This is a genomic window from Pontibacter harenae, assembly GCF_020907245.1.
Classification (GTDB): Bacteria; Bacteroidota; Bacteroidia; order Cytophagales; family Hymenobacteraceae; genus Pontibacter; species Pontibacter harenae.
Genome location: NZ_JAJJWH010000002.1, coordinates 24,012 through 45,989, shown reverse-complemented (window position 1 = coordinate 45,989; position 21,978 = coordinate 24,012). Strand labels below are relative to the sequence as shown.

Annotated in this window: 23 protein-coding genes; 12 read left to right on the top strand and 11 right to left on the bottom strand. The window is 44.5% G+C overall.

From position 1 onward, the window contains the following. Window positions 1-30 precede the first annotated feature (30 nt). The 8 genes from LN893_RS01545 (at window position 31) to LN893_RS01510 (ending at window position 7,685) form a co-directional block, all read left to right on the top strand. A complete protein-coding gene (locus LN893_RS01545; protein ID WP_229967608.1) occupies window positions 31-1,503 on the top strand; it encodes a Gfo/Idh/MocA family protein in 1,473 nt (490 codons plus the stop codon). Window positions 1,504-1,640: 137 nt separating this feature from the next. After that, the gene (locus tag LN893_RS01540; protein WP_229967606.1) at window positions 1,641-2,216 is read left to right on the top strand and encodes a gluconate 2-dehydrogenase subunit 3 family protein; all 576 of its coding nucleotides are present in this window, start codon (window positions 1,641-1,643) and stop codon (window positions 2,214-2,216) included. Between the two features lie 116 nt (window positions 2,217-2,332). Beyond that, window positions 2,333-3,490: a Gfo/Idh/MocA family protein gene (locus tag LN893_RS01535; RefSeq protein WP_229967604.1), complete on the top strand. Its 1,158-nt coding sequence runs from the start codon at window positions 2,333-2,335 to the stop codon at window positions 3,488-3,490. An 8-nt stretch (window positions 3,491-3,498) separates the two neighbouring features. Then, window positions 3,499-4,554 carry a sugar phosphate isomerase/epimerase family protein gene (locus tag LN893_RS01530; protein WP_229967602.1) on the top strand — a complete coding sequence of 352 codons (1,056 nt, stop codon included), beginning with the start codon at window positions 3,499-3,501 and terminating at the stop codon, window positions 4,552-4,554. A 23-nt stretch (window positions 4,555-4,577) separates the two neighbouring features. Beyond that, window positions 4,578-5,009: a c-type cytochrome gene (locus LN893_RS01525; protein ID WP_229967599.1), complete on the top strand. Its 432-nt coding sequence runs from the start codon at window positions 4,578-4,580 to the stop codon at window positions 5,007-5,009. Between the two features lie 82 nt (window positions 5,010-5,091). After that, window positions 5,092-5,763: a 3-keto-disaccharide hydrolase gene (locus LN893_RS01520; RefSeq protein ID WP_229967597.1), complete on the top strand. Its 672-nt coding sequence runs from the start codon at window positions 5,092-5,094 to the stop codon at window positions 5,761-5,763. Between the two features lie 33 nt (window positions 5,764-5,796). Next, window positions 5,797-6,681 carry a hydroxypyruvate isomerase family protein gene (locus LN893_RS01515; protein ID WP_229967596.1) on the top strand — a complete coding sequence of 295 codons (885 nt, stop codon included), beginning with the start codon at window positions 5,797-5,799 and terminating at the stop codon, window positions 6,679-6,681. Window positions 6,682-6,803: 122 nt separating this feature from the next. Next, window positions 6,804-7,685 (top strand): sugar phosphate isomerase/epimerase family protein, encoded by an 882-nt coding sequence (locus LN893_RS01510; RefSeq protein ID WP_229967595.1) that lies wholly within the window; start codon window positions 6,804-6,806, stop codon window positions 7,683-7,685. Between the two features lie 75 nt (window positions 7,686-7,760). Here the strand turns inward: LN893_RS01510 and LN893_RS01505 are convergent, their stop codons facing one another. The 9 genes from LN893_RS01505 to LN893_RS01465 form a co-directional block, all read right to left on the bottom strand. Further along, window positions 7,761-8,168: a T9SS type A sorting domain-containing protein gene (locus tag LN893_RS01505; RefSeq protein WP_229967594.1), complete on the bottom strand. Its 408-nt coding sequence runs from the start codon at window positions 8,166-8,168 to the stop codon at window positions 7,761-7,763. A gap of 71 nt (window positions 8,169-8,239) precedes the next feature. Further along, the gene (locus tag LN893_RS01500; protein ID WP_229967592.1) at window positions 8,240-9,172 is read right to left on the bottom strand and encodes a DUF1835 domain-containing protein; all 933 of its coding nucleotides are present in this window, start codon (window positions 9,170-9,172) and stop codon (window positions 8,240-8,242) included. A gap of 81 nt (window positions 9,173-9,253) precedes the next feature. Further along, window positions 9,254-10,123, bottom strand: coding sequence for an NHL repeat-containing protein (locus LN893_RS01495; RefSeq protein ID WP_229967590.1), 870 nt, complete (start codon window positions 10,121-10,123; stop codon window positions 9,254-9,256). Between the two features lie 61 nt (window positions 10,124-10,184). After that, a complete protein-coding gene (locus LN893_RS01490) occupies window positions 10,185-11,294 on the bottom strand; it encodes an AMP-binding protein (protein ID WP_229967588.1) in 1,110 nt (369 codons plus the stop codon). Window positions 11,295-11,490: 196 nt separating this feature from the next. Continuing rightward, complete coding sequence (gene menB / locus LN893_RS01485; protein ID WP_229967586.1) at window positions 11,491-12,315, bottom strand: 1,4-dihydroxy-2-naphthoyl-CoA synthase; 825 nt, start codon at window positions 12,313-12,315, stop codon at window positions 11,491-11,493. Window positions 12,316-12,422: 107 nt separating this feature from the next. Next, the gene (locus tag LN893_RS01480; protein WP_229967583.1) at window positions 12,423-12,890 is read right to left on the bottom strand and encodes a DoxX family protein; all 468 of its coding nucleotides are present in this window, start codon (window positions 12,888-12,890) and stop codon (window positions 12,423-12,425) included. 113 nt (window positions 12,891-13,003) lie between these two features. Continuing rightward, window positions 13,004-14,701, bottom strand: a complete 1,698-nt coding sequence (gene menD, locus LN893_RS01475; RefSeq protein WP_229967582.1) for a 2-succinyl-5-enolpyruvyl-6-hydroxy-3-cyclohexene-1-carboxylic-acid synthase — start codon at window positions 14,699-14,701, stop codon at window positions 13,004-13,006. 287 nt (window positions 14,702-14,988) lie between these two features. Continuing rightward, window positions 14,989-16,203 (bottom strand): chorismate-binding protein, encoded by a 1,215-nt coding sequence (locus tag LN893_RS01470; RefSeq protein ID WP_229967580.1) that lies wholly within the window; start codon window positions 16,201-16,203, stop codon window positions 14,989-14,991. 4 nt (window positions 16,204-16,207) lie between these two features. After that, window positions 16,208-16,627 (bottom strand): hotdog fold thioesterase, encoded by a 420-nt coding sequence (locus tag LN893_RS01465; protein ID WP_229967578.1) that lies wholly within the window; start codon window positions 16,625-16,627, stop codon window positions 16,208-16,210. Window positions 16,628-16,689: 62 nt separating this feature from the next. Between LN893_RS01465 and LN893_RS01460 the strand changes: the two genes are divergently transcribed. From LN893_RS01460 to LN893_RS01450, 3 genes are all read left to right on the top strand, one after another. Then, window positions 16,690-17,334: a histidine phosphatase family protein gene (locus tag LN893_RS01460; RefSeq protein ID WP_229967576.1), complete on the top strand. Its 645-nt coding sequence runs from the start codon at window positions 16,690-16,692 to the stop codon at window positions 17,332-17,334. Between the two features lie 103 nt (window positions 17,335-17,437). Next, window positions 17,438-19,123 (top strand): pyruvate dehydrogenase complex dihydrolipoamide acetyltransferase, encoded by a 1,686-nt coding sequence (locus LN893_RS01455; RefSeq protein ID WP_229967574.1) that lies wholly within the window; start codon window positions 17,438-17,440, stop codon window positions 19,121-19,123. 110 nt (window positions 19,124-19,233) lie between these two features. Then, a complete protein-coding gene (locus tag LN893_RS01450) occupies window positions 19,234-19,515 on the top strand; it encodes a hypothetical protein (RefSeq protein WP_229967571.1) in 282 nt (93 codons plus the stop codon). An 88-nt stretch (window positions 19,516-19,603) separates the two neighbouring features. Here LN893_RS01450 and LN893_RS01445 read toward each other — a convergent pair whose 3' ends face one another. Beyond that, complete coding sequence (locus LN893_RS01445; protein ID WP_229967569.1) at window positions 19,604-20,203, bottom strand: hypothetical protein; 600 nt, start codon at window positions 20,201-20,203, stop codon at window positions 19,604-19,606. A 106-nt stretch (window positions 20,204-20,309) separates the two neighbouring features. Continuing rightward, on the bottom strand, window positions 20,310-21,026 hold the full coding sequence (locus tag LN893_RS01440; protein WP_229967567.1) for a DUF4397 domain-containing protein: 717 nt from the start codon (window positions 21,024-21,026) through the stop codon (window positions 20,310-20,312). A 406-nt stretch (window positions 21,027-21,432) separates the two neighbouring features. On the opposite strand from LN893_RS01440, the gene hslV reads away from it, so the two are divergent. Then, window positions 21,433-21,972, top strand: coding sequence for an ATP-dependent protease subunit HslV (gene hslV, locus LN893_RS01435; protein ID WP_229967565.1), 540 nt, complete (start codon window positions 21,433-21,435; stop codon window positions 21,970-21,972). The last annotated feature ends 6 nt before the right edge of the window (window positions 21,973-21,978 follow it).

The window sequence follows — 21,978 nt, the reverse complement described above, 5'->3', positions numbered from 1 at the left end:
TACCTGTTATTCCGATAGCAACATTCAAGTATGTCTGAAATAAAACCGACTCTAAACACCAACAGCAACTCCAGGAGAACCTTCCTTAAAACGGGTGCGTTGGCAGCTGCAGGCTTTATGATTGTGCCACGCCATGTGCTGGGAGGCAAAGGTTTTCTCGCTCCCAGCGACAGGTTAACCGTGGCTGGTATAGGCGTAGGTGGCAAAGGCGCTACTGACTTAAACAGTTTTTTTGAATCAGGTAAAGCCGATATTGCCTTTCTCTGCGATGTAGATGATCGTAGAGCAGCAGCTACAAGAGCCAAATTCCCGAAAGCAAAATATTACAAAGACTGGCGCGAAATGTTTGAGAAGGAAGCCAAGCATTTTGATGCTGTTTCAGTTTCTACGCCAGACCATAACCATGCCGTACAAACCATGGCTGCTATGCAGTTGGGCAAACACGTGTATGTACAAAAGCCGCTGACGCACGACATCTACGAAGCCAGAATGCTGACCGAGGCTGCTAAACGCTACAAAGTTGTAACCCAAATGGGTAATCAAGGCGCTTCTGGCGACGGGGTGCGACAACTGAAGGAATGGTATGGCTCCAAGGCCATCGGCGATGTACATACCATTTACGCCTGGACCGACCGCCCTGTATGGCCACAAGGCATTGCCTGGCCAACCTCTAAAGGCAGCGTTCCGCAAGAGCTGGATTGGGATTTATGGTTAGGAACAGCTCCTTATAAAGAGTATGTAGACAAGCTGGTGCCGTTTAATTGGCGCGGCTGGTGGGACTACGGCACAGGCGCGCTAGGAGATATGGGCTGCCATCTATTGGAAGCACCATTTAGTGTACTTGGTTTAAAATATGCCACCGATGTGCAAGCGAGTGTTGGAAGTGTGTATGTAGATGAGTTTAAACGCGGCTATTTCCCTGAAGCATGCCCACCCTCAAGTCACGTTACGTTAACTTTTCCTGAAACAGATAAAACCAAAGGCCCTGTTACGGTGCATTGGATGGACGGAGGCATTCAGCCTGAACGACCAGAAGAACTTGGCCCCAACGAAAAGTTTGGTGATGGCGGCAACGGTACGTTATTTATCGGTACAAAAGGTAAGATGATGGCCAGTACCTATGGCGCAAATCCTAGACTATTGCCCACTGCTCGCACAGAAGAATTTAAAGTTAAGAAAAAGCACCAAGTGGTGCGCGTACCAGGTGGTGCCGAAGGACATTATGCGCAATGGGTAGAGGCTTGTATAGCAGGGCATGGCAACATGGAGGTCAGTTCTCCTTTCGAAATAGCTGGTCCGCTGACTGAAGCTTTGCTGATGGCAAATCTGGCTATTCGTGGTTTTGATATTCGGAAAGCGAGAGAAAACGGAGAAGGTTTTGACTACCCTGGCCGTTATGTAAAACTGCTTTGGGATAACGAAAACATGCGGGTAACAAACTTAGACGAAGTAAACCAGTTTGTGAAACGTGACTACCGCAGTGGCTGGAGCTTAGGAGTTTAAGTTTAATTTATCAAGTTCTGAAACTAAGGATAATACTTAATTACTTAACTGTTCCATTATGCATCTAAGCTTTAAAGGAAAGCCGATGCAGCAGTTTTAAACCATGAATTGCAGCTATTGTTAAACTGTATACTATTATGATGAATAGAAGAGAAGCCATGTCGGCAGTTGCCTGGTTACTGGGCGGTACTATTGTAGGAGCCGACTTACTGGTGGCTTGTACGCCCAACAGGCAGCAGGTAAATGTTGAAGATCTTTTCAAGCAGGAGCAGGTTTTAATGTTAGATGAAATAGCCGACACTATACTTCCTGAAACAAACACACCTAGTGCCAAAGCCGCTGAGGTGGGGCCATTTATGGCCGTTATGGTTAAGGATTGCTACACTCCTGCAGAGCAACGTGTATTCACAGAGGGCTTAGGCAAACTAGAGGAGGCTTGTGAAGAAAAGTACGGCAAAAGCTTCTTAAAATGCGATGCTAAGCAACGCAAAGAGCTCCTCACCAGCTTAGATCAAGAGCAGAAGGCGTACATGCATACAAAAAAAGCAGAGGAACCTAGCCACTACTTCCGAATGATGAAAGAATTGACCTTGCTTGGCTTCTTCACCTCTGAAGTTGGGGCTACTCAGGCGCTTCGGCACGTGGCAGTACCAGGCCGCTACGACGGTAGCATGCCCTACAAAAAAGGAGACAGGGCATGGGCCACTTCTTAAGAAGAAAATCTTTTAAACCCTAATTACTGTTACACCAACAGAATCTGGTTTTGAGTTTGGGAATGTTAAAGCATAATCCTATTTTCAAAAATCAATATTCTGATGAACACTTTACTATGAACAAAAAACTAAGATTAGGCATGATTGGCGGTGGCCAAGGCGCATTTATTGGCGCTGTGCATCGCATTGCCGCACAAATTGATGGTGCTTACGACCTTGTTTGCGGCGCCTTCAGTAGCAATCCAGAAAAGTCTAAGGCCAGCGGCGAACTGCTGGGGCTAAAGCCAGAGAGGGTCTATGCCTCTTATCAGGAATTGTTTGAGAAAGAGCAGCAGCTTCCTGTGGATGAGCGGGTACAGGTTATCAGTATCGTTACGCCAAACCACGTTCACTTCGAGCCCACTAAACTGGCTCTAGAAAGCGGCTTCCATGTAGTATTAGACAAACCCATGACTTTCTCTTTGGAGGAAGCCCTTGAACTGCAAAACGTAGTGGAAAGAACAGGCAATTTATTCTGCCTTACGCACACCTACACTGGCTACCCAATGGTGAAAGAGGCAAAACAGCTAGTAGCCTCTGGTAAGCTCGGTAAAATTCGCAAAGTTTATGTGGAGTATCCGCAAGGCTGGCTGAGCACTTTTGAAGAGGGTGGCGATAATAAGCAAGCCTCCTGGAGAACTGACCCGAGCCAAAGCGGTATCGCAGGTGCTATGGGCGATATCGGTACGCATGCCTTCAACCTGGCGGAGTATGTGACAGGGCTGGAAGTAACGCAGCTTTGTGCCGATATCAACATAGTAGTAGAAGGACGTAAACTGGATGATGACGGCGCTTCTTTCCTGAAGTTTAACAACGGGGCTACTGGTGTGCTGTTTGCAACGCAGATAGCGGCTGGCGAAGAAAATAACGTCAAGATAAGAGTGTACGGCGAAGAGGGAGGCTTGGAATGGAAACAGGAGGATGCCAATACGCTTTTATGCAAATGGCTCGATCGTCCTGCAGAGATTTTACGTACAGGCGGAGGTTACAATAGTAGCTATGCTCAGCATAACACCCGTACACCTGCTGGTCACCCTGAAGGTTACTTAGAAGCTTTTGCAAACCTGTACCGCAATTTTGCACTGTGCGTGCAGGCCAAACTAGAAGGCATCGTAGCGCAGCCTGAGTGGCAGGACTACCCAGGAATACAGGATGGCGTGCGAGGCATGGCCTTTATCGAAAACGTGATTGCCTCTGGCAAATCCGAACAAAAATGGATCGACTTTAAAATCTAATTTAAACTATGACAACTATACAAGGACCAGCTATTTTCCTGGCTCAGTTTCTGGGCGACCAGGCTCCGTTTGATACACTAGAAAACATTTGCAAATGGGCCAAAAGCCTTGGCTACAAAGGAGTACAGATTCCGACCTGGAACAGCAATTACTTTGATGTTCAGAAAGCTGCGGAAAGCAAAACTTATGCCGATGAAATAAAGGGTATGGTGGAAGGCCTGGGGCTTCAAATTACCGAACTATCCTCACACCTGCACGGCCAACTTGTTGCTGTAAACCCTGCTTACGATAAACTTTTTGATGGTTTTGCCCCTGAGCAGTACCACAATAACCCTAAAGCCAGAACAGAGTGGGCTGTGCAGCAGCTAAAGTATGCGGCTAAGGCATCGCAGAACTTAGGATTGAATGCTCATGCCACTTTTAGCGGAGCCCTTTTATGGCACACGGTTTATCCATGGCCACAGCGTCCTGCTGGTTTGGTAGATACTGGCTTCAAAGAATTAGCTGACCGTTGGTTGCCTATACTTAATGCTTTCGATGAGTCTGGCGTAGACCTGTGCTATGAGATTCACCCAGGAGAGGATTTACACGATGGCGTGACGTACGAGATGTTCCTGGAGAAGGTAAATAACCATCCGCGTGCCTGCCTGCTGTATGATCCGTCTCACTTTGTGCTGCAGTGCCTCGATTACCTTTCCTATATCGATCATTATCATGAGCGCATTAAAATGTTCCATGTAAAGGATGCGGAGTTCAATCCATCTGGGAAGCAGGGCGTATACGGCGGCTACCAAAACTGGGTAGATCGTGCAGGTCGCTTCCGTTCTTTAGGCGATGGCCAGGTTGATTTCAAGTCTATATTTAGTAAGCTTACAGCTTATGATTTTAAAGGATGGGCAGTGTTGGAGTGGGAGTGTGCCCTTAAGCATCCCGAAGATGGTGCCCGTGAAGGTGCTCAGTTCATCCAGGACCACATTATTAGAGTGACAGAAAAAGCATTTGACGACTTTGCTTCTGCAGGTGCCGACGAAGCATTCAATAAAGCCATACTAGGCATAAAGTAAAACTTATAAATGATAAAACTGACATGAAAAAAATATTCCTGGCTGCAGCATGTGTGGCATTTATGGCTGCATGCGGTGGCAATAGTAATTCTTCTGAGTATGAAGATGTATACGAAGGCGGTGGGGCCACAGAGACAACAGCAACTGCTCCTGAACAACAGCAGCCTGAGCCTGTGGTAGATGCCGAGCAAAATCCTTACGAAAAAGGTGAAAAGCTAATAGCTAATTCGGATTGCCTTTCTTGCCACAAAGCTGAAGGTAGGTTAGTTGGTCCAGGCTATAACGAGGTTGCTGAAAAATACGAGCTAAATGATCAGAATGTAGACTACCTGGCACAGAAAATTATTAAAGGTGGTAGCGGCGTTTGGGGCGAAATACCTATGTCTCCGCATCCAGATCTTAGTAAGGAAGATGCTAACGAAATGGCTAAGTACATTTTGTCTTTGAATCAATAATTCATGCACAGCAAAAGGGCTTTTCCTGCAGTAGTGCTAGCCATTCATTATGTTGGCTGGTTCAGCATGTAACAAAACAACAGTGAGTTCAGAAACAGACAAACCAGAAAATATAATCGCTTCTAGTGCTGTTGCGCAAGGTAACTGGATTTCTTTGTTTGATGGGAAATCACTGACTGGTTGGCACAGCTACGGGAAAAGCACTGCTGGCGAAGCCTGGAAAGTGGAAGATGGCGTTCTTCGATTAGACGCTGCTTCAGCAAAGGAGGGTGGCGATCTTTTGACTGATGATTCTTATGAGAATTTTCACCTGAAACTGGATTGGAAAATTTCGCAGAATGGCAATAGCGGCATCATCTTCTATTTGAAAGATGAACCTGCGCAATATCAGCAAACTTGGGAGACGGGGCTGGAAATGCAGGTGTTGGACAATGAAGGTCATCCAGATGCTAAAATACCTAAGCATCGCGCTGGTGATTTGTATGACTTAATTTCTAGCAGCGAAGAAACAGTAAAACCAGCAGGAGAGTGGAACCAGGCTGAGATTATCAGCAACAATGGCTTACTTGAGCTTTACCTAAATGGTACTAAGGTAGTAACCACAACGCTTTGGGACGATAACTGGAAAAAGATGGTGGCAGAAAGTAAGTTCAGCTCTATGCCAGACTTTGGCACTTATAAAACAGGTAAGATAGCCCTGCAAGACCACGGCGATGACGTGTGGTTTAAAAACATCATGATTAAGAGGCTCTAGCGTAGAAAGTGCTACAAATTTTAAAATAGCTTTATGGCGCAAAAACATAATCGGAGAACAGCTGTGAAAAGTGTGCTAGCAAGTGCTGCAGCCGTTACCACTACAGGGCTTTTAACATCTTTTAGCTCTAAAAATCAGTCTGAAGCATACAAACCGAAGGGTAACATCAATCATTCTGTTTGCCGTTGGTGCCTAAATGACCTTTCTGTGGAGGAGGTGTGTAAAGCCGCTAAAGATTTAGGTATGGTAGGGGTAGATCTTGTGGGGCCAAGTGACTGGCCTATACTGCAGAAGTATGGTTTAGTCTCCACGATGTGTAATGGGGCTGAAATCGGTCTTAGTGAAGGCTGGAATGATCCCAAACATCATGCAGTACTCATAAAGAATTACACTGACATGATTCCGATGGTAGCTAAGGCTGGCTATCAAAACTTGATTTGTTTTAGTGGTAACCGCAATGGCAAAGACGATGAAACAGGCCTGCGAAATTGCGTGGAGGGCTTGAAGCAAATTATGCCGCTAGCCGAAAAGCATAACGTAGTACTCGTGATGGAACTGCTTAACAGTAAGGTTAACCACCCCGACTACCAGTGCAATCATACAAAGTGGGGAGCCGAACTTGCTAAAAGATTAGGATCAGATAACTTTAAGCTGCTGTACGACATTTACCACATGCAAATTGATGAGGGGGATGTGATCCGTACTATACAGGAGTATCATCCTTACATTGCGCATTACCACACGGCTGGAGTGCCAGGTCGTCGTGAAATAGACCACACGCAGGAGTTAAACTATCCTGCTATTATGAAAGCAATATTGGCAACAGGCTTCAAAGGATATGTTGCCCACGAGTTTCTGCCTGCACATAAAGATAAAATTGCCTCATTCAGACAAGCCGTTCAAATTTGTGATGTCTGATCAATCTGACTAAACTGCATGATCTGTTTTAGTTCAACAACAGCCATGGCTAACCTTTTCAAAATACCATGCTCTACATAAAGTTTAAGTTTACTACATAAAACCGTATCAAAATATAAACAATGACAACAAGACGATCATTTATACAACAGGCTGGATTAGTTTCAGCTGGTTTGTTTTTAGCTCCTTCTCTTATCGGATGTAGTGAGTCGGCTGGCAGTACAGGTGAAATTGGTTTACAGCTTTATACCTTAAGGGAGTACATAGGTAAGGATGTAAAAGGTGTATTAGCTAAAGTGTCGGAGGCAGGATATAAAGATGTTGAAACTTATGGATACTCTCCCGAAAGCCATTTCTTTGGGGTGGCGCCAAAGGATTTCAAGCAGATTTTGGATGACAACGGACTGAAATCATCAAGCGGACATTACGATTTTAACGAATTTATCAGAAGCGGCAACGAAGACATTATCAAGGCTTACATTGACGGTGGTTCTGCTATAGGGCAGGAGTATATTGTGGCGCCTTACATTATCGAACCACTTCGCCAGAGCGCAGACGACTATAGAAAAGTAGCTGAAAGGCTTAACAGAGCGGCTCAAATGTGCCAGGAGGGAAACATGAAACTGGCTTACCACAACCACGATTTTGAGTTTCAGAACCATAATGGCACCACTGGTTACGACATATTGCTTTCTGAAACAGACCCCGAACTAGTAAAGTTTGAACTAGATTTATACTGGGTGGTAAGAGCAGGAAAAGATCCTATCGCTATGTTTAAGCAAAATGTGGGCCGATACGTGATGTGGCATGTAAAAGACATGGACAAAGCCGCCCGCACCTTGAACACAGAAGTAGGAAGCGGAACAATCGATTATAAACCAATATTTGAGCAGGCAGATGTTTCTGGCGTGAAGCGAATTTTCGTAGAGCAGGAAAACTTTGCCATGGATCCTTATGAAAGTATCTCGCAAAGCAGCAGTTATGTAAAAAACAACCTGTTGTAGTCTTAGCAAAAAAACCAAAAGCGGCTCCTCTCTTATGGCAGGAGCCGCTTTTGTGTTAGGTATCTATACATTCATTTATTTTCCAATCCTGAAACGTGTCCAGTAAGTGGTATCGGTGGTTTTCACTTCAATAAGATAAGTGTCTGGTTTTAACTTCCCAACGTTGTAACTCCTAGCTTTTTTAGTGTTGCTAACAGGCTTTTGATATACTAACTGACCAGCCTCATTAGAAATTTCCAGTACACCGTCCTCCTTCAAGGGCTGATCAAAATCAAGCTGGAATGTTCCCTTTTTTGCAGGGTGCAGATTAATTCCTGAAAGTGTTTCTAAACCAGCATCGTAATCACGTTCAGCTGCAATTATAATGTGCTCGTTTATTTGAGGAGGTACAGGTGTTGTTTGGGCTGATGCTGTAATGGAAAAAGCGGCTAACGGAATGGTTGCAACAAGAGCCAGTACATACTTTTGCGTCGTCTTCATCATAGGTCTTCTCGGTTAAAGTATAGGTATAGCTCCTTAAATGCATTTTTGGGGCCAATCTTTTTAGCTAATCGTTATTTTTCTATTCTGCTTATCAGTATACCTTCCTCAGCATCAAAACACCAAGGGGTATCTGGTTTTAACATTACGCCACCCAGCCACATTCCTGTGCCTAGCCATGCTGTATATACGCTCTGTTGCTGCAGCACAGCTGTTCCTTCGGTAGTCAGCTTAAATGGAGCCTGCTGTATAATAAGCGTTGGCTGTAACTGTGAAACAAGTAATTGAATTTGCCAATCGCCATATCCGTAGCCAGGAGCTTCTTTCCAAAACTGCTGCATGAGTTTTTCTTCAGTGTCGTAGCCTTGGCAAACTAGCTGTAGTAGTAGCTGTTGTGGCGAGCTTAGACCATTGGTGCAACAAGTAAAACGCTGGAAGTGCAGGCGAAGTGCCTGTTGCATGGCAGGAAAAACGAGTTCTTGTTTTTGAACAAACGCTTGAAGCTGAAGTGGGTTAGGCCCAGCATAAAGCTTCCATAACTGATGTGCCTGTGCCAGGCTTTCTGCGTTAAATTGCTGTCGGTTCTCGAAAAGCTGCCCTAGTTCCTCTTTTTGTTTTAAAGCTATGGATTGGCCAGCAGGTGGCGAACAAATCGAAACAATATTGGGTGCTTTCTGGTGCAGGCGGTGCAGGATGTATAATAGGTTTATCTGGCACATCATATCCCTGTCGAACCACAGTACTACCTCAAAGAATGAGGAAGCTGTCTCTAGTTTTTGCAACTCATCCAGTACCTTTTCTTTATAGTCAGTTTCAGGAACTGAATAAGCGGAAGAAATAAACTTTTGGCGCCGTTCCCAAAATTCCTTCTCGGGTAAAGCATCAATAGCAGGTCCTTCAGAAAGTACTTCTCGCCAAACCATTACGTGCCCAGGTATAGATGCCTCTTTGAAAGCTTTAAGAGAGGCATCTCCATTAAGTATGTGTAGCGTGGAGAGTTTTTTCATTTGCCGTACATCCAGTTTAATCTTACATCATTAAAAAGGCAGCCTTGATTTAGGGCTGCCTTTTTAATTTGATACTATTTCTTAGTAATTTATTCTGTACGCTACTAAACGGTTATCAAAGAAGGTAGGTACTAAAAGTAGTCCCAGCCTTGGTGAATAAGTGATGTCGGCTGTGTTTTTCTTCTGGTCTTTCGTGTCTAGTACCTTCCATTGCCTGGCTTCGCTGTTAATGTAGAATATTTCACCGTTCCAGTTCGATACAAAATAATTACCGTCGCCAGTAGCAGCTATGCCGTCTCCCGCACCTACACCGTTCGTAAAACTAGTGAAACGTCTTGTTTCTGGGTCCAGCAGCTGCACATCGCCGTTGCTAGAAAAGGCTACCACCATCCGATTGCCTTCCAAGTATAGACCATTAGGCCTTTCGTTGTTCGTGTTCTCTACCCACATACTTACACGTCCGTTGCGTAGCTGGTATATATGTTTGTTTTTCGAGTCTGAAATAAAGACAGTACCGTTATTGTCTATAGCTATGTCATTCAACATACCTGCATTTTCTGCACTGTAGCGGCCCAATATAGACCCAGATTGTGTAGAGATGGCAACTACCTCATCTACATCTGCCACATACAGCACGTTGTTGTAAAGCGCGATCCCCTTCGGGTCGTTTAGGCCTGAGACCCAATATAATTCTTCTACCTCTCCGCTGGTAGAGACTCTGGAAATAAAGCCATCTCCGTCTTTACGGTTTTCTGATACTTTGTTGATGTTGCTTACATACAGTATGTCTCGATTCTCGTCATAAACAGTAGACTCTGGGGTGCGAAGAGTGTTGTCTGTTGACCAAGCCTCTGTAAGAGTGACGGGGGCTCTGGAACTGCGTGAACCACTGCAGCTAGCAAATGTTAATAATAGCGAGGCAATAAAGACATGTAGTAACAATTTCTTCATGATTTCAAATTTGATTTATACATGTGTACGGTTACAGATAACACCTGTTGTAATGGCTGAATTAGGTGGGTAGGCCAAGCTTCTGCATCGTTCGCTGCTTTGAAATTTTACCTGTGGCAGTCTCAGAGAATTTTGGTGAATAATATACCACGCGTGGCATTTCAAATTTGGTTAATCTAGATCGAACTTCTTGTAGCAGCTGCTTTTCTTCTTCTGGTGTTAACTTTTCACCTTCTATGATGAGAATTAGTTTGTCGCCCAAGAATTCATCTGGCTGTGAATTCACAAAGAAGCGACGGTTATTTTGAGTATTGGCTAGTACTTCGGCAATAGCTACTTCTACTTTTTCCAGCTGCACTTTAACGCCACCCGTGTTAATGGTATTATCGGCTCGGCCAACCCAGCGAAAGCTGGTGGGAGTGAGGAGCTCCACGATATCATTTGTCTTCTGCTCCTCATTATTTGTCACATCGCCTCTTATGGTTAGGCAACCACGGTTATCTATTCCTACTTTTATGCCATCAAAAACAGTATAATAGGCTGCTGCATCAGGGCCGTTCAGCAATCGAACCGCAATATGTGAGGCAGTTTCCGTCATGCCATAGGTGTGGTAAACAGGAGCGGTAACACGTTGCAGCTCGCGTTGTAATGTTGTGCTAACAGGTGCGCCACCTACCAGCATGCCCTTCATCTGGTTAAGTCGTGGGAGCAGATCGGGCGTTTGCTCCAGCATTGTCTGTAGTTGCAGGGGTACAAAAGAGGCAAAATCAATATTCACCTCGGCTGGTACCTCTGAAAACGGATGGCTGCTTGGCTCAACTACTATCATTGCCATGTCTGCTATAAACCCGCGGACTAGCATCATAATGCCTGCAATATATTCGGTGTTCAGGCACACCAGCATGGTGTCGCCAGCTTGTAGGTTCAGTAGTTTAATGGTGCGGCGGGCACTTGCCTCCAGTTGCTTTCTTGTCAGGTTTATGGTTTGAGGGGGGCCTGTGGAGCCTGAAGTCTGCATCGGGAACTCCTGCACGCCATTGAGCCAGTTGCGGCAAAACTCCAGTGTTTTACTTTCATAGCCGTTTAAAGGAATGCTGTTTCTGAATGAGTAGTTTACCAGCTCGTCGTAGTAAAATTTTTTGCCATTGAGAAAGAGGTGCTTTTCTGACATAGAATCTGAATTTTGCTGCTGATTGTTTCTTGCTTTATCAGACTACGAAATATATTAACTTTTTGCTGAATATGTTTGGTTAGAAACTTCAAAAGGAGCTTTGGTTGTAAAACAAGATGAGCAGAAAAGTATAGTATCTTCCCTGCTCATCTTGTATATTTATTTGCTGATTCTAGACCCGCTTTTGCCTAGTATATCAAGGGAATTTCGGGTACTTAGAAAAATCGGGTTTGCGCTTCTCCAGGAAAGCATTCTTACCTTCTTTGGCTTCTTCTGATAAATAGTAAAGTAACGTAGCATCACCTGCCAGTTGCTGTATACCAGCCTGACCGTCTAACTCAGCATTAAACGATGCTTTCAACATACGTAACGCCAGCGGACTGCGCTCCAGCATTTTCTCGCACCAGGCTACTGTTGTTTCCTCTAGCTGCTCCAACGGCACAACTTTATTCACCAAGCCCATTTCCTTAGCTTCCTGCGCGTCGTACTGGTCACAAAGGAACCATATTTCTCTGGCTTTTTTCTGACCAACAATGCGTGCCAGGTAAGATGCTCCGAAACCACCGTCGAATGAACCAACTTTAGGTCCCGTCTGTCCGAAGCGTGCATTCTCAGCAGCAATGGTTAAGTCGCATACCACGTGCAATACGTGTCCACCACCAATGGCCCAACCTGCCACCATAGCCACTACTGGCTTTGGTATGCGGCGAATCTGCATCTGCAGGTCTAGCACGTTCAGGCGTGGTACGGTGTCTTCACCAATGTATCCACCGTGTCCGCGTACACTCTGGTCGCCGCCACTGCAGAAGGCTTTTCCGCCTTCACCAGTTAAAATGATGGCACCTATATCAGGGTTCTGGCGCGCCAGTTCCATCGCTTCGCTCATTTCTGTTACGGTGCGTGGGGTAAAGGCATTGTGTACCTGCGGACGGTTGATGCTGATTTTAGCAATGCCGTTATAAAATTGAAAAAGAATCTCTTTGTACTCTTTTAATGTGGTCCAGTTATACTTACTTTCCATTTAAACGATCGTCAGTTAAACATATGCGGCAATACCGCTCTCCATGTAAAAGTACGATATTGCCGCATTTGTTCTAAGTAAAAAGGCAATTTTAGGTACAGGGAGCTCTAAAATGAATTTTCTTCCACTTGCTCGGGCCTCGGGCGCAGCACCAGGTTATCGACGGAGTAGCGGCCTGGGCCAATAATCATGAAAAAGAGTAGCAGGCCAAGCACAATAAAAGACAGCCAAAGTTCGGTGTTTTCGAGGTAGAAGCCATTCTGAGGGTTTACCAATAACGCTGCTCCAACAAGTATAGGAATCTGTAAAAGAAGCGCCAGGCGTGTAAGTGCACCAAAGGCAATCATCAAACCACCGATCATATGTACGAAGCTGAAAAACATGTTTGCCCTTCTCAGATCCTCGGCGTCAGTTTGCATGCTGAGTAAGGCAAAAACATCTACAGTGTTTTGAAGAAACAGCACCCCTTTGATGAAGAGGAATAGCCCCAGAGCAATTCGGAGAGCATCCATCCATACAGGATTATTAGCACTGGAAACTCGTGACTTTTGCTGCGCGTGGTGAAGAATATCCATAACAAAAAGCTTTAAATGAAACATATATAGCTATTTGTTTAAGATACGAAATATTTACAACACTTGTTAAGTGAGCGGTAACTAACAATGTCTCGCTTCTTCTAAACAGAGGTTTAAAATGCCTTTCTTAACGCCTGTTTATAGGTGGCAAACAAAGCTGCATTTTCTTTGCTATCGGTAAAGACTTCGAGAATGCTTACACCTTCTTTTTCTGAGAAAAATAAAGGCAGGACCTGTTCCAGTTCTTCTAAAGAATTGATGGCTTTATAGTTCATGCCGAAATCCTTGGCTGTGTTTTCAGCACTTAAAGTTTGTTTAGTTTCGAAAAACGGCTCCAGTTCAGGTTGTTGCTTTGGCCCATCTATTAATCTAAAAATGCCGCCTGCATGATTGTTTAAAAGCACAATGCGCAAGTTCTGCGGCAGGTAGTTGTGCCATAAACCGTTGCGGTCATAAAAGAAAGCTAGATCGCCTGTGATTAATGTGGTGATTTGTTGGCTGCTAAGGGCGCAGCCAACAGCCGTACTATTGCTGCCATCTATGCCACTGGTGCCGCGGTTGGCGTATACTTGCACCTGTTGCTCAGGCTGTAGCGCAATGATATTTGCATAGCGCACTGCCATGCTGTTGGCCAGATTTAGGTTGCTGTGTTGGGGTAATGCTGCCACCACTTTTGCCACAATAGAAAGTTCGCTATACGTTGCGTCTGACAAATACTGTTGTAAGAAATTGCCTGCTATCGCATTCATTTCAGCCCAGGCTTTCGCATACGTTGCATCAGTTTCTGTACTACCAGCCAAAGTAGAAAAGAAATTTTCTGGAGCACAGCGCACAATCTTTGTTAAAGCCTGAAAAGTATCTGCTACCTGACCAGCTGGCTGCACATGCCATTGCCCCTTTGGTTTGTATTTGCGCAGGTGCAGTTTAAGGCTTTTAGAAATGATAGACTTGCCGAAGGTGATGAGTAAATCAGGTTGGAAAGCTTTCAGCTTTTCTTCGTCAGGGCAGGAGAGAAGCGCATCCTGGTACCGTACCACCGACGGCAGATCCTGAATATTGCTGATAATATCACCTACCACCACAGCACCTGTAGCTTCCGAAAATGCCTCTAAACTTTGCAGTAGTTGGGGGTTATATATATCCTGACCTGCTACTACTAAAATTCGTTTGTACTGCTGTATTTCCTGCTGAAGTTTATGCAGTTGAGACGCACTAAGATCATAGGAATTAGGCTCTTCCGCAATTACTTTCACCTGCGCATCAAAGCTTATTTCCTCGCCTGGGGCAGGATAGAAAGGCTCGCGCAACGGTATATTGATATGCACAGGCCCAGCAGGAAAAGCCACAGTTTCGTTTAAAGCTTCCGAAACCATGCGTTCGCTATGCCAAACGGCATCCTTGTGCGAAAAATCTACTGGAAAAGTATATCTCTGCTTTATGTGCTGCCCATATACGTTTTGCTGCCGAATCGTCTGCCCGTCCAGTTGGTCTATCCATTCAGGAGGACGGTCGGCGGTAAGAATTAGTAAAGGTACCTGCTGGAAATAAGCCTCTGCCACGGCTGGCGCATAGTTAAGCGCCGCTGTGCCCGAAGTACAAATTAGTACCGTTGGTTTTCCTGTTGTAAGGGCCATGCCCAAAGCAATGAAAGCAGCGGCACGTTCATCTGTTACTGTCCGCACATTCAGCTTCGGGTGTCTTGCGAAAGCAATGGTCAGAGGCGCACAACGCGAACCAGGAGACAGTACTACCTGCTCCACACCTTTCTGAGCACAAATCTCGGCTATATTTACAACAGGCTGTATGATCATAAGTTAATTTTGAATAACTGGATTTTGAATGATTAAATATTGATTGTGCAAGATCGGTTGCCGTTGTTGCGTCTTTTGACCAACAACCATAATATGTTTGAGAGAAATGAGGGCTCTTTGCTACTCCTGCTGTGCTTGGAGTTGTTGGTGTAAACACGCAACAACGGCGGAGGCTTCTACAAGGAGCATGTAGTCATTCAGATTTTCCAAACCATTCATTATCTTTCATATCTCCACATCTCCACATCTCCAATTTTTGCATCTTCAAATATCCTCATCTTCAAATTTTAATCCTGAATCAGTTCTAAAACATGTTGCATGGCGTACATCTTATGCTGTGTTTCCACCCACTCTTTGGCTGGATCCGATTCGGCGGTAATGCCAGCACCAGCGTAGATAATGGCTTGCTCTTGTAAAATTTGCATACAGCGCAGGTTCACGAAAAGATGTGTTCCAGCCTTGCTGTTTACTGGCCCTAAAAAACCGCTGTAATAGCTGCGATTATAACCTTCATGTTCCAGTATAAACTTAAGGGCAGGTGCTTTCGGTAAACCGCAAACGGCAGAAGTGGGGTGCAGCAGTCGCAGCATTTCGGTGCCTAGGCTCGGAAAATCTACTTCTTTTAAATCAACTTTGAAGTCGGTGCGGAGGTGCATTAGGTTTCCGGCTATCACGGTGCGAGGGCCAACTTCTGTATACTCACGCAGGCGCAGGCTTTTAAAACAAAGCAGAATATAACGCTCCACCATGGCCTGCTCCTCAATTTCTTTCTGCCGCCAAATGGCATCTGCTACACTTTCAGTAGCAGGCTGTGTGCCTGCTAAGGCAACAGTATGAAAAATCTGCTGCTCGTTAATGCTAACTAAAATTTCTGGGGAAGCGCCAGCCCAAGTGCCCACACCAGGTGCCGAAACTACAGAAACAAAAGCTCGCGGATGCTTCTGGCACATAAGCTGGAAAGCTGCGGCCAAGTCAAAATTTTTTGGAAGGGCTACAATGTTTGATCGAGATAGAACAACTTTCTCCATCTCTTCAGCCTGTATAGCACTAACGGCGTGCGCTACCTTTTGCTGAAAATACTCATCCGATTGCTGCTCATGAGATTGTTTAGAAGAGGAGGTGTGCCAGGTTGAATTACTATCATCCTGCGTCAGCGCCTTTTCAAATTCTGCCACTTCTTGTGCAGGCGCATCGGTGGCAGCTTTATGAATACCTGCTACCTGACTGAAGTATAAATCAGCTTTTATGAAAAGGTTCTGCATTGATTCAGACTCTTGAAAAGGGCAGAAGAGGAAACCGAAGGGGCTGTTCTCTAATGTAGGTGGTGTCGTCGTATACTTGTCCTGTAAAGAAACTGCTACGTGAGCTTCGGATGTATTGGGTAGCCGCCAGGCGGCTACTGCTTTACCTAGCTTAAGGGCCGTATGAATAGTTTGTTCTAAGGTATAGTTGTGTGCTGCTGCACCTCTTGCCGCTTCTTCAGGGGCAGATGCTTGTGCCATAGTTTTATTTTTTGTCGATCACGGCTACCGTCATGCGGCTGATGCAGATCAGGTCGCCCGCCTCATTTGTAATTTTCGTTTCCCAAACCTGCGTTGTCTGCCCCACATGTATAGCCGAAGCTTTGCCGTATGCCCAGCCTTCTCGTATGCCCCGCATGTGGTTGGCGTTTATTTCCAGGCCCACACAGGCTTTCTTCTCCAGGTCTACCTGCAAGGCAGCTCCCATACTGGCTAAAGACTCTGCCAGAACAACAGAAGCTCCTCCGTGCAAAAGGCCCATCGGCTGGTGTGTACGATGGTCTACAGGCATTTTACCACAGATGTATTTATCGCCAATCTCAGTTATTTCGATGCCAATATGCTCCATCATGGTATTTTTACACCACTCTTTTACACGCTCTACCGTACTATTGTTTTTATGCATACGCTGCGATTCCTATATTTATTGCGGAATAGAAATGATAACAAGACAAAAGTAGAAGAATTTTGAGTATTAAGAAAATATACCTTGTCCGCCACGGACAGACCGACTATAACCTTAGAGGCGTAGTACAAGGCAGTGGAATCGATTCTGTGCTTAACTCTACAGGGCAGCGCCAGGCAGAACTGTTTTTTGAGCAGTACAAAGATGTTCCCTTCGATAAAGTTTATACTTCTGCCTTGCAGCGCAGTGTGCAGTCGGTGCAGGGTTTTATTGATTTGGGTATTCCACACGAAAAACATGCGGGGCTGAACGAAATAAGCTGGGGTACACGTGAGGGCACACGCATGACGCCAGAGGAGGATGCCTATTACTTTGACATGCTGCAACGCTGGACTAACGGCGAAACAAGTGTATGCATAGAAGGAGGGGAGAGCCCTGAGGTAGTGGCTGCACGGCAAAGGCCTGTGGTAGATCTAATATTGAGCAGACCAGAAGAAGAAACAATTTTAATTTGTATGCATGGCCGCGCGATGCGTATTCTGCTTTGTGTGTTGTTGAATTATCCATTAAGCTGCATGGAGGAGTTTGAGCACCAGAATCTGTGCCTCTACAGACTTGACTATACAGGGACTATGTTTCAGGTAAAGAGCTACTGCGATGTGGAGCATCTGGCTAAATTTAACGAAGATGCACAAACGAAAGGCTAAGCGCCAACAATAAATAACAAGTATAGTTTGAATAAAATATTTTTAAATCTAATTTTGGGCTACGATACATTAGACGAAATTAGGCGACATAAAACAAGATAATATGGCTGAAGTTATTCGAATGCCAAAGATGAGTGATACGATGACCGAAGGGGTAATTGCATCTTGGCTCAAAAGTGTTGGTGATAAGGTTAGCTCTGGCGACGTACTGGCAGAGGTAGAAACTGATAAAGCCACCATGGAACTAGAGTCCTACAACGATGGCACTCTTTTATACATCGGTCCTAAAAAAGGCGACTCGGTACCAGTTGATGCAGTAATCGCTATCATTGGTAAAGAAGGAGATGATATCTCTGACTTGGTGAACCAAGCAAAAGGCGGTGGCATTGCTGCTCCTCAGGAAGAGAAAAAAGAAGAGGCACCAGCTGCGGCTCCTGCCAAGCAAGAGGCTCCTGCTGCAAGTGCTAAAGTAGATACCAGCAACATCAAGGCTTCTGTTATCCGCATGCCAAAAATGAGCGACACCATGACAGAAGGTGTGCTTGTTTCGTGGCTGAAGAAAGTGGGCGACAAAGTTAAGTCTGGCGACATACTGGCTGAAGTTGAAACAGACAAAGCTACAATGGAACTGGAAGCGTACGAAGACGGAACGTTGCTACACATTGGTGTAGACGCAGGAAGTTCTGTACCAGTTGATGCTGTAATTGCCGTAATCGGTGAGCAAGGTGCTAACTATCAGGCTTTGTTAAGCGGTGGTGGCGAAGCTAACCTAGATTCACGTGAGGAGAACGCGAAGACAGATGAAGATATCCAGTCTCGTGCAGCGTCTTCTATGAACGAAAGTGCAGTAAATACCACTGTGCCAGGCGCAACAGAAACTTCATCTTCTACAACAGATGAAGGCGGAAGAATTAAAGCTTCTCCGCTTGCTAAGAAAGTAGCACAGGAAAAAGGCATCAGCCTTTCTCAGGTGCAAGGTTCTGGCGAAGGTGGCCGTATTGTACTGCGAGATGTAGAAAGCTTCACGCCATCTGCTGCACCGCAACAACAAGCTGCCGCTAGTCCAGCTGCAACGCCGGCTCCAAGCATTATGCCTGGTACTGCTACAGAAGACTACGAAGAGGTAAATGTATCTCAGATGCGTAAAGTAATAGCGCGTCGTTTGGGTGAAAGCTTATTTACTGCTCCACACTTCTACCTGACCATGTCTATTGATATGGACAAAGCGATGGAAGCTCGTGCCAGCATGAATGAAATTTCTCCTGTTAAGATCTCTTTTAACGACTTGGTGATTAAAGCTGCTGCTGCTGCCTTACGTCAGCACCCTGCTGTTAATTCATCATGGTTAGGCGATAAGATTCGTTATAACAAGCACGTACATATTGGTGTGGCTGTAGCGGTAGAAGAAGGCCTGCTGGTACCAGTTGTGAAAAACGCTGACTTCAAGTCGCTTTCTGCTATCTCTGCGGAAGTAAAAGACTTAGGTGGCAAGGCGAAGAGCAAGAAACTGCAGCCTGCGCAAATGGAAGGTAGCACGTTCTCTATCTCTAACTTAGGAATGTTCGGCATAGACGAGTTCACAGCTATCATCAACCCGCCAAATGCTTGTATTTTGGCAGTAGGTGGTATTTCGCAGGTACCTGTGGTGAAGAACGGTGAAATTAAGATCGGTAACATCATGAAAGTTACGTTGTCTTGCGACCACCGCGTGGTAGACGGAGCCGTGGGTTCTGCCTTCCTGCAAACATTCAAGAACCTGTTGGAGAACCCAGTAAGAATCTTGGTTTAATTCCTTTCAGTATAAATAAAGAAAAGCCTCTTCGGAAACGGAGAGGCTTTTTTATGCTTGCTACTTTTAATTATCTTCAGACATGATGATGTTGATCTAAATGATGTGATATGAAATATCTGTTTCTAGTAGCTCTCTTCTTGCATTCCCCCCTCACATTTGGGCAAAATCTAAAGCCTCAGGTAGCGCAGGTAAAAGACAAATCTCTTGTTAAGGTTCTGTCATCTGTTGAGTCTTTCAAGACTTTTCATGCAGATGAGCTTGTTGTTTCTGTTGTCCTTGTCAGTAACGGATCTGGTAGCGTTCAACTTGCAGAATCCGATGAAGTGTCATACAGCATCATTCTTTCAGTTTCTGAATACGGGGAAGCGCAATTAAGTAAATTGTATTAAGTTGGTCCTTTTATCAGTCCGACTTTTTCTGAGTTAACCGAAACAACCGACGGCCTTTACTTGAATGCCTAAACGTAGTCTTCAATTACTATTCATCAAGATACCACATTCTATTGTCAACGGTGGTATATGCTATCAGACCATCTTGCTTACTATAGAAAAGTTCGCGCAAGCTATCTGGAAAATCTGGATAGTAAGGAAAACGGATATGAACTACACGGTCGTAATTTTTACCACCGAGCGATACATTATCTATAAGCTCAGCAGCAACTCTGTATTCGTTTACATATTCCTGTATAGGATTGCTACTGGTAAATAGTGCAGCATAAGTATCATCGTGGTAGTATGGAGCAGTGCTTCTGAAATAAACAAAACTACGCTCAGCCATTATCAAAATCTTCAGATTCGAATGATTTGCTTCGAATAATACCTCCCGCGTCTGGACTTCTTCATAGCCATTTCCAAATGAAGGAGGCCGAACTTTCACCTCCTCTTTCACCTTCACAGTAAGTTCTTGCTGGTCACCTGCAAACGTTGAAAAGCTAATTTTCCCGTTCGTTTCATGCAACCACGCTTTCGTAGAATCAGACATGGCTACTACGCCTACTTTTTCTTTTTTACAAGAACTGAGAAGGGTAACAAGAATGATGGCGAGGCTGAGGTGTCGAAAGGTAGTACAGGTCTTCATAGAAGGTTAGGCTGTTGAGGATTTTGTATAGATAGTTTTACAGTAGCTTGCTTAACTAAAAATAAGGTTAACTATCAAACAAAACAAGCTACCGTATTGCAATACTCTAGTAATTGGTGACAACCTGCAGGTTTAGCGTATTGGAATTTCCTTCTGGAGGCGTAGTGTAGCCACGAAGAACAAAGGTGTAAATTCTTCCAGAACTCAAACTGATATTCTGTACTGTCAGAAGTTCTTCATCTGTTGCGGCATCGCGAACTACAAAGCCGTAAGTGTTAGATGTTATTTCGCTGTAGGCGGTGTTTTCTTTATAAGCTGCACCCAATTCCAATGTTGTGCTTGATGTACCTGTTGCATTTATTTCTACTGCAGGGGCATCAGGGGACAAGTGAATAAAACGGATACTAGACTTTCCTCCATTAGGTACGACAAGGCTATCTTTCACCACTAAAAGTTCCAGATTCTGCACCGCGTTTGTTGCGAAGAGTGAATACGCCTGGTCCTGCTGGAAAGTGATAGCGGTGTCAAGAAGCGCATTATCATCATTAAAAGGTGTTAACTTTAAACTTTTTGAACCTGACCCAATATTGAAATACGAAGCGTAGTTCGAGTACTTGAAAGCCTGCGTATTTATTTTATAGTTATTTAAGTAAACGTCGAAGTCGGGTGCATCTGGAGAAGCATGATAAACAGAAGCTACAGCAGGATAGATGGGCGAAGCCTCTTCTTCTTTGTCTATACATCCTGTAAATGTCAGCGCTAAAGCGCCGCATAACATAAGGGTTACTTTTTTTAATGAAAAGCTGGAAAAACTTTTTTTCATGGGATGGAATTGATGTAAAATATTAAAATGAATTTAAAAGAAAAGGCTATTATGCCCCTTTAGTACTGCCTTCTTTTATCATGCAGATAGCAAATAAAAGAAGATCATAGTTCTTATGCTGCTTTTTAATCAAATAACTAGCCAGTAAAACAGCTGATCTACTATTGCATCATACATAATACTGACCCTAATGCTGTCACAATGGTTGCATGTACTGATACTACTATATTTAAGCTGCTTTAAATAAGCATTCAAAAATGGTGTAGCAACTAACGCAACTTTACTTCCTCTAATAAACAGACAATATGGCGCATTCTACTGCTTTGGCTTTTTCTTTGGAGATAACGTAGTTTTACAGAAGAAAAGAAAGTATAACGATAAGCTGAATAGATAAAACAGATAATTCATGACGAAGATAAGATCAACTACGGTATTAGGCGTTTACCACAACGGAGAAGTAGCTCTTGGAGCCGACGGACAGGCAACCATGGACAAGCACATTGCTAAAAGCAATGTGAAGAAAATACGCAAACTGCTAGACGGTAAAGTGGTAACAGGTTTTGCCGGTTCAACTGCGGACGCTTTCACATTGTTAGAGCGTTTCGAAGAGAAACTAAATGCCTATAACAGCAACATGAAACGTGCTGCCATTGAGTTGGCAAAAGACTGGCGCAAAGACCAGTACCTGCGCAAGTTAGAGGCAATGATGGTAGTAGCTAACAAAGAAGAATTGCTGATCATCTCTGGTACAGGTGATGTGCTGGAGCCAGACAGTCAAATTGCTGCCATTGGTTCTGGAAGTATGTTTGCCCACTCTGCTGCCTTAGCTCTGAAGAAGCATGCGCCACATTTAACTGCCGAAGAAATGGTACGCGAAAGTTTAACGATAGCTGCTGATATTTGTATTTACACCAACCATAATTTGGTTATAGAGAAGCCTGTTTAGGGTAAA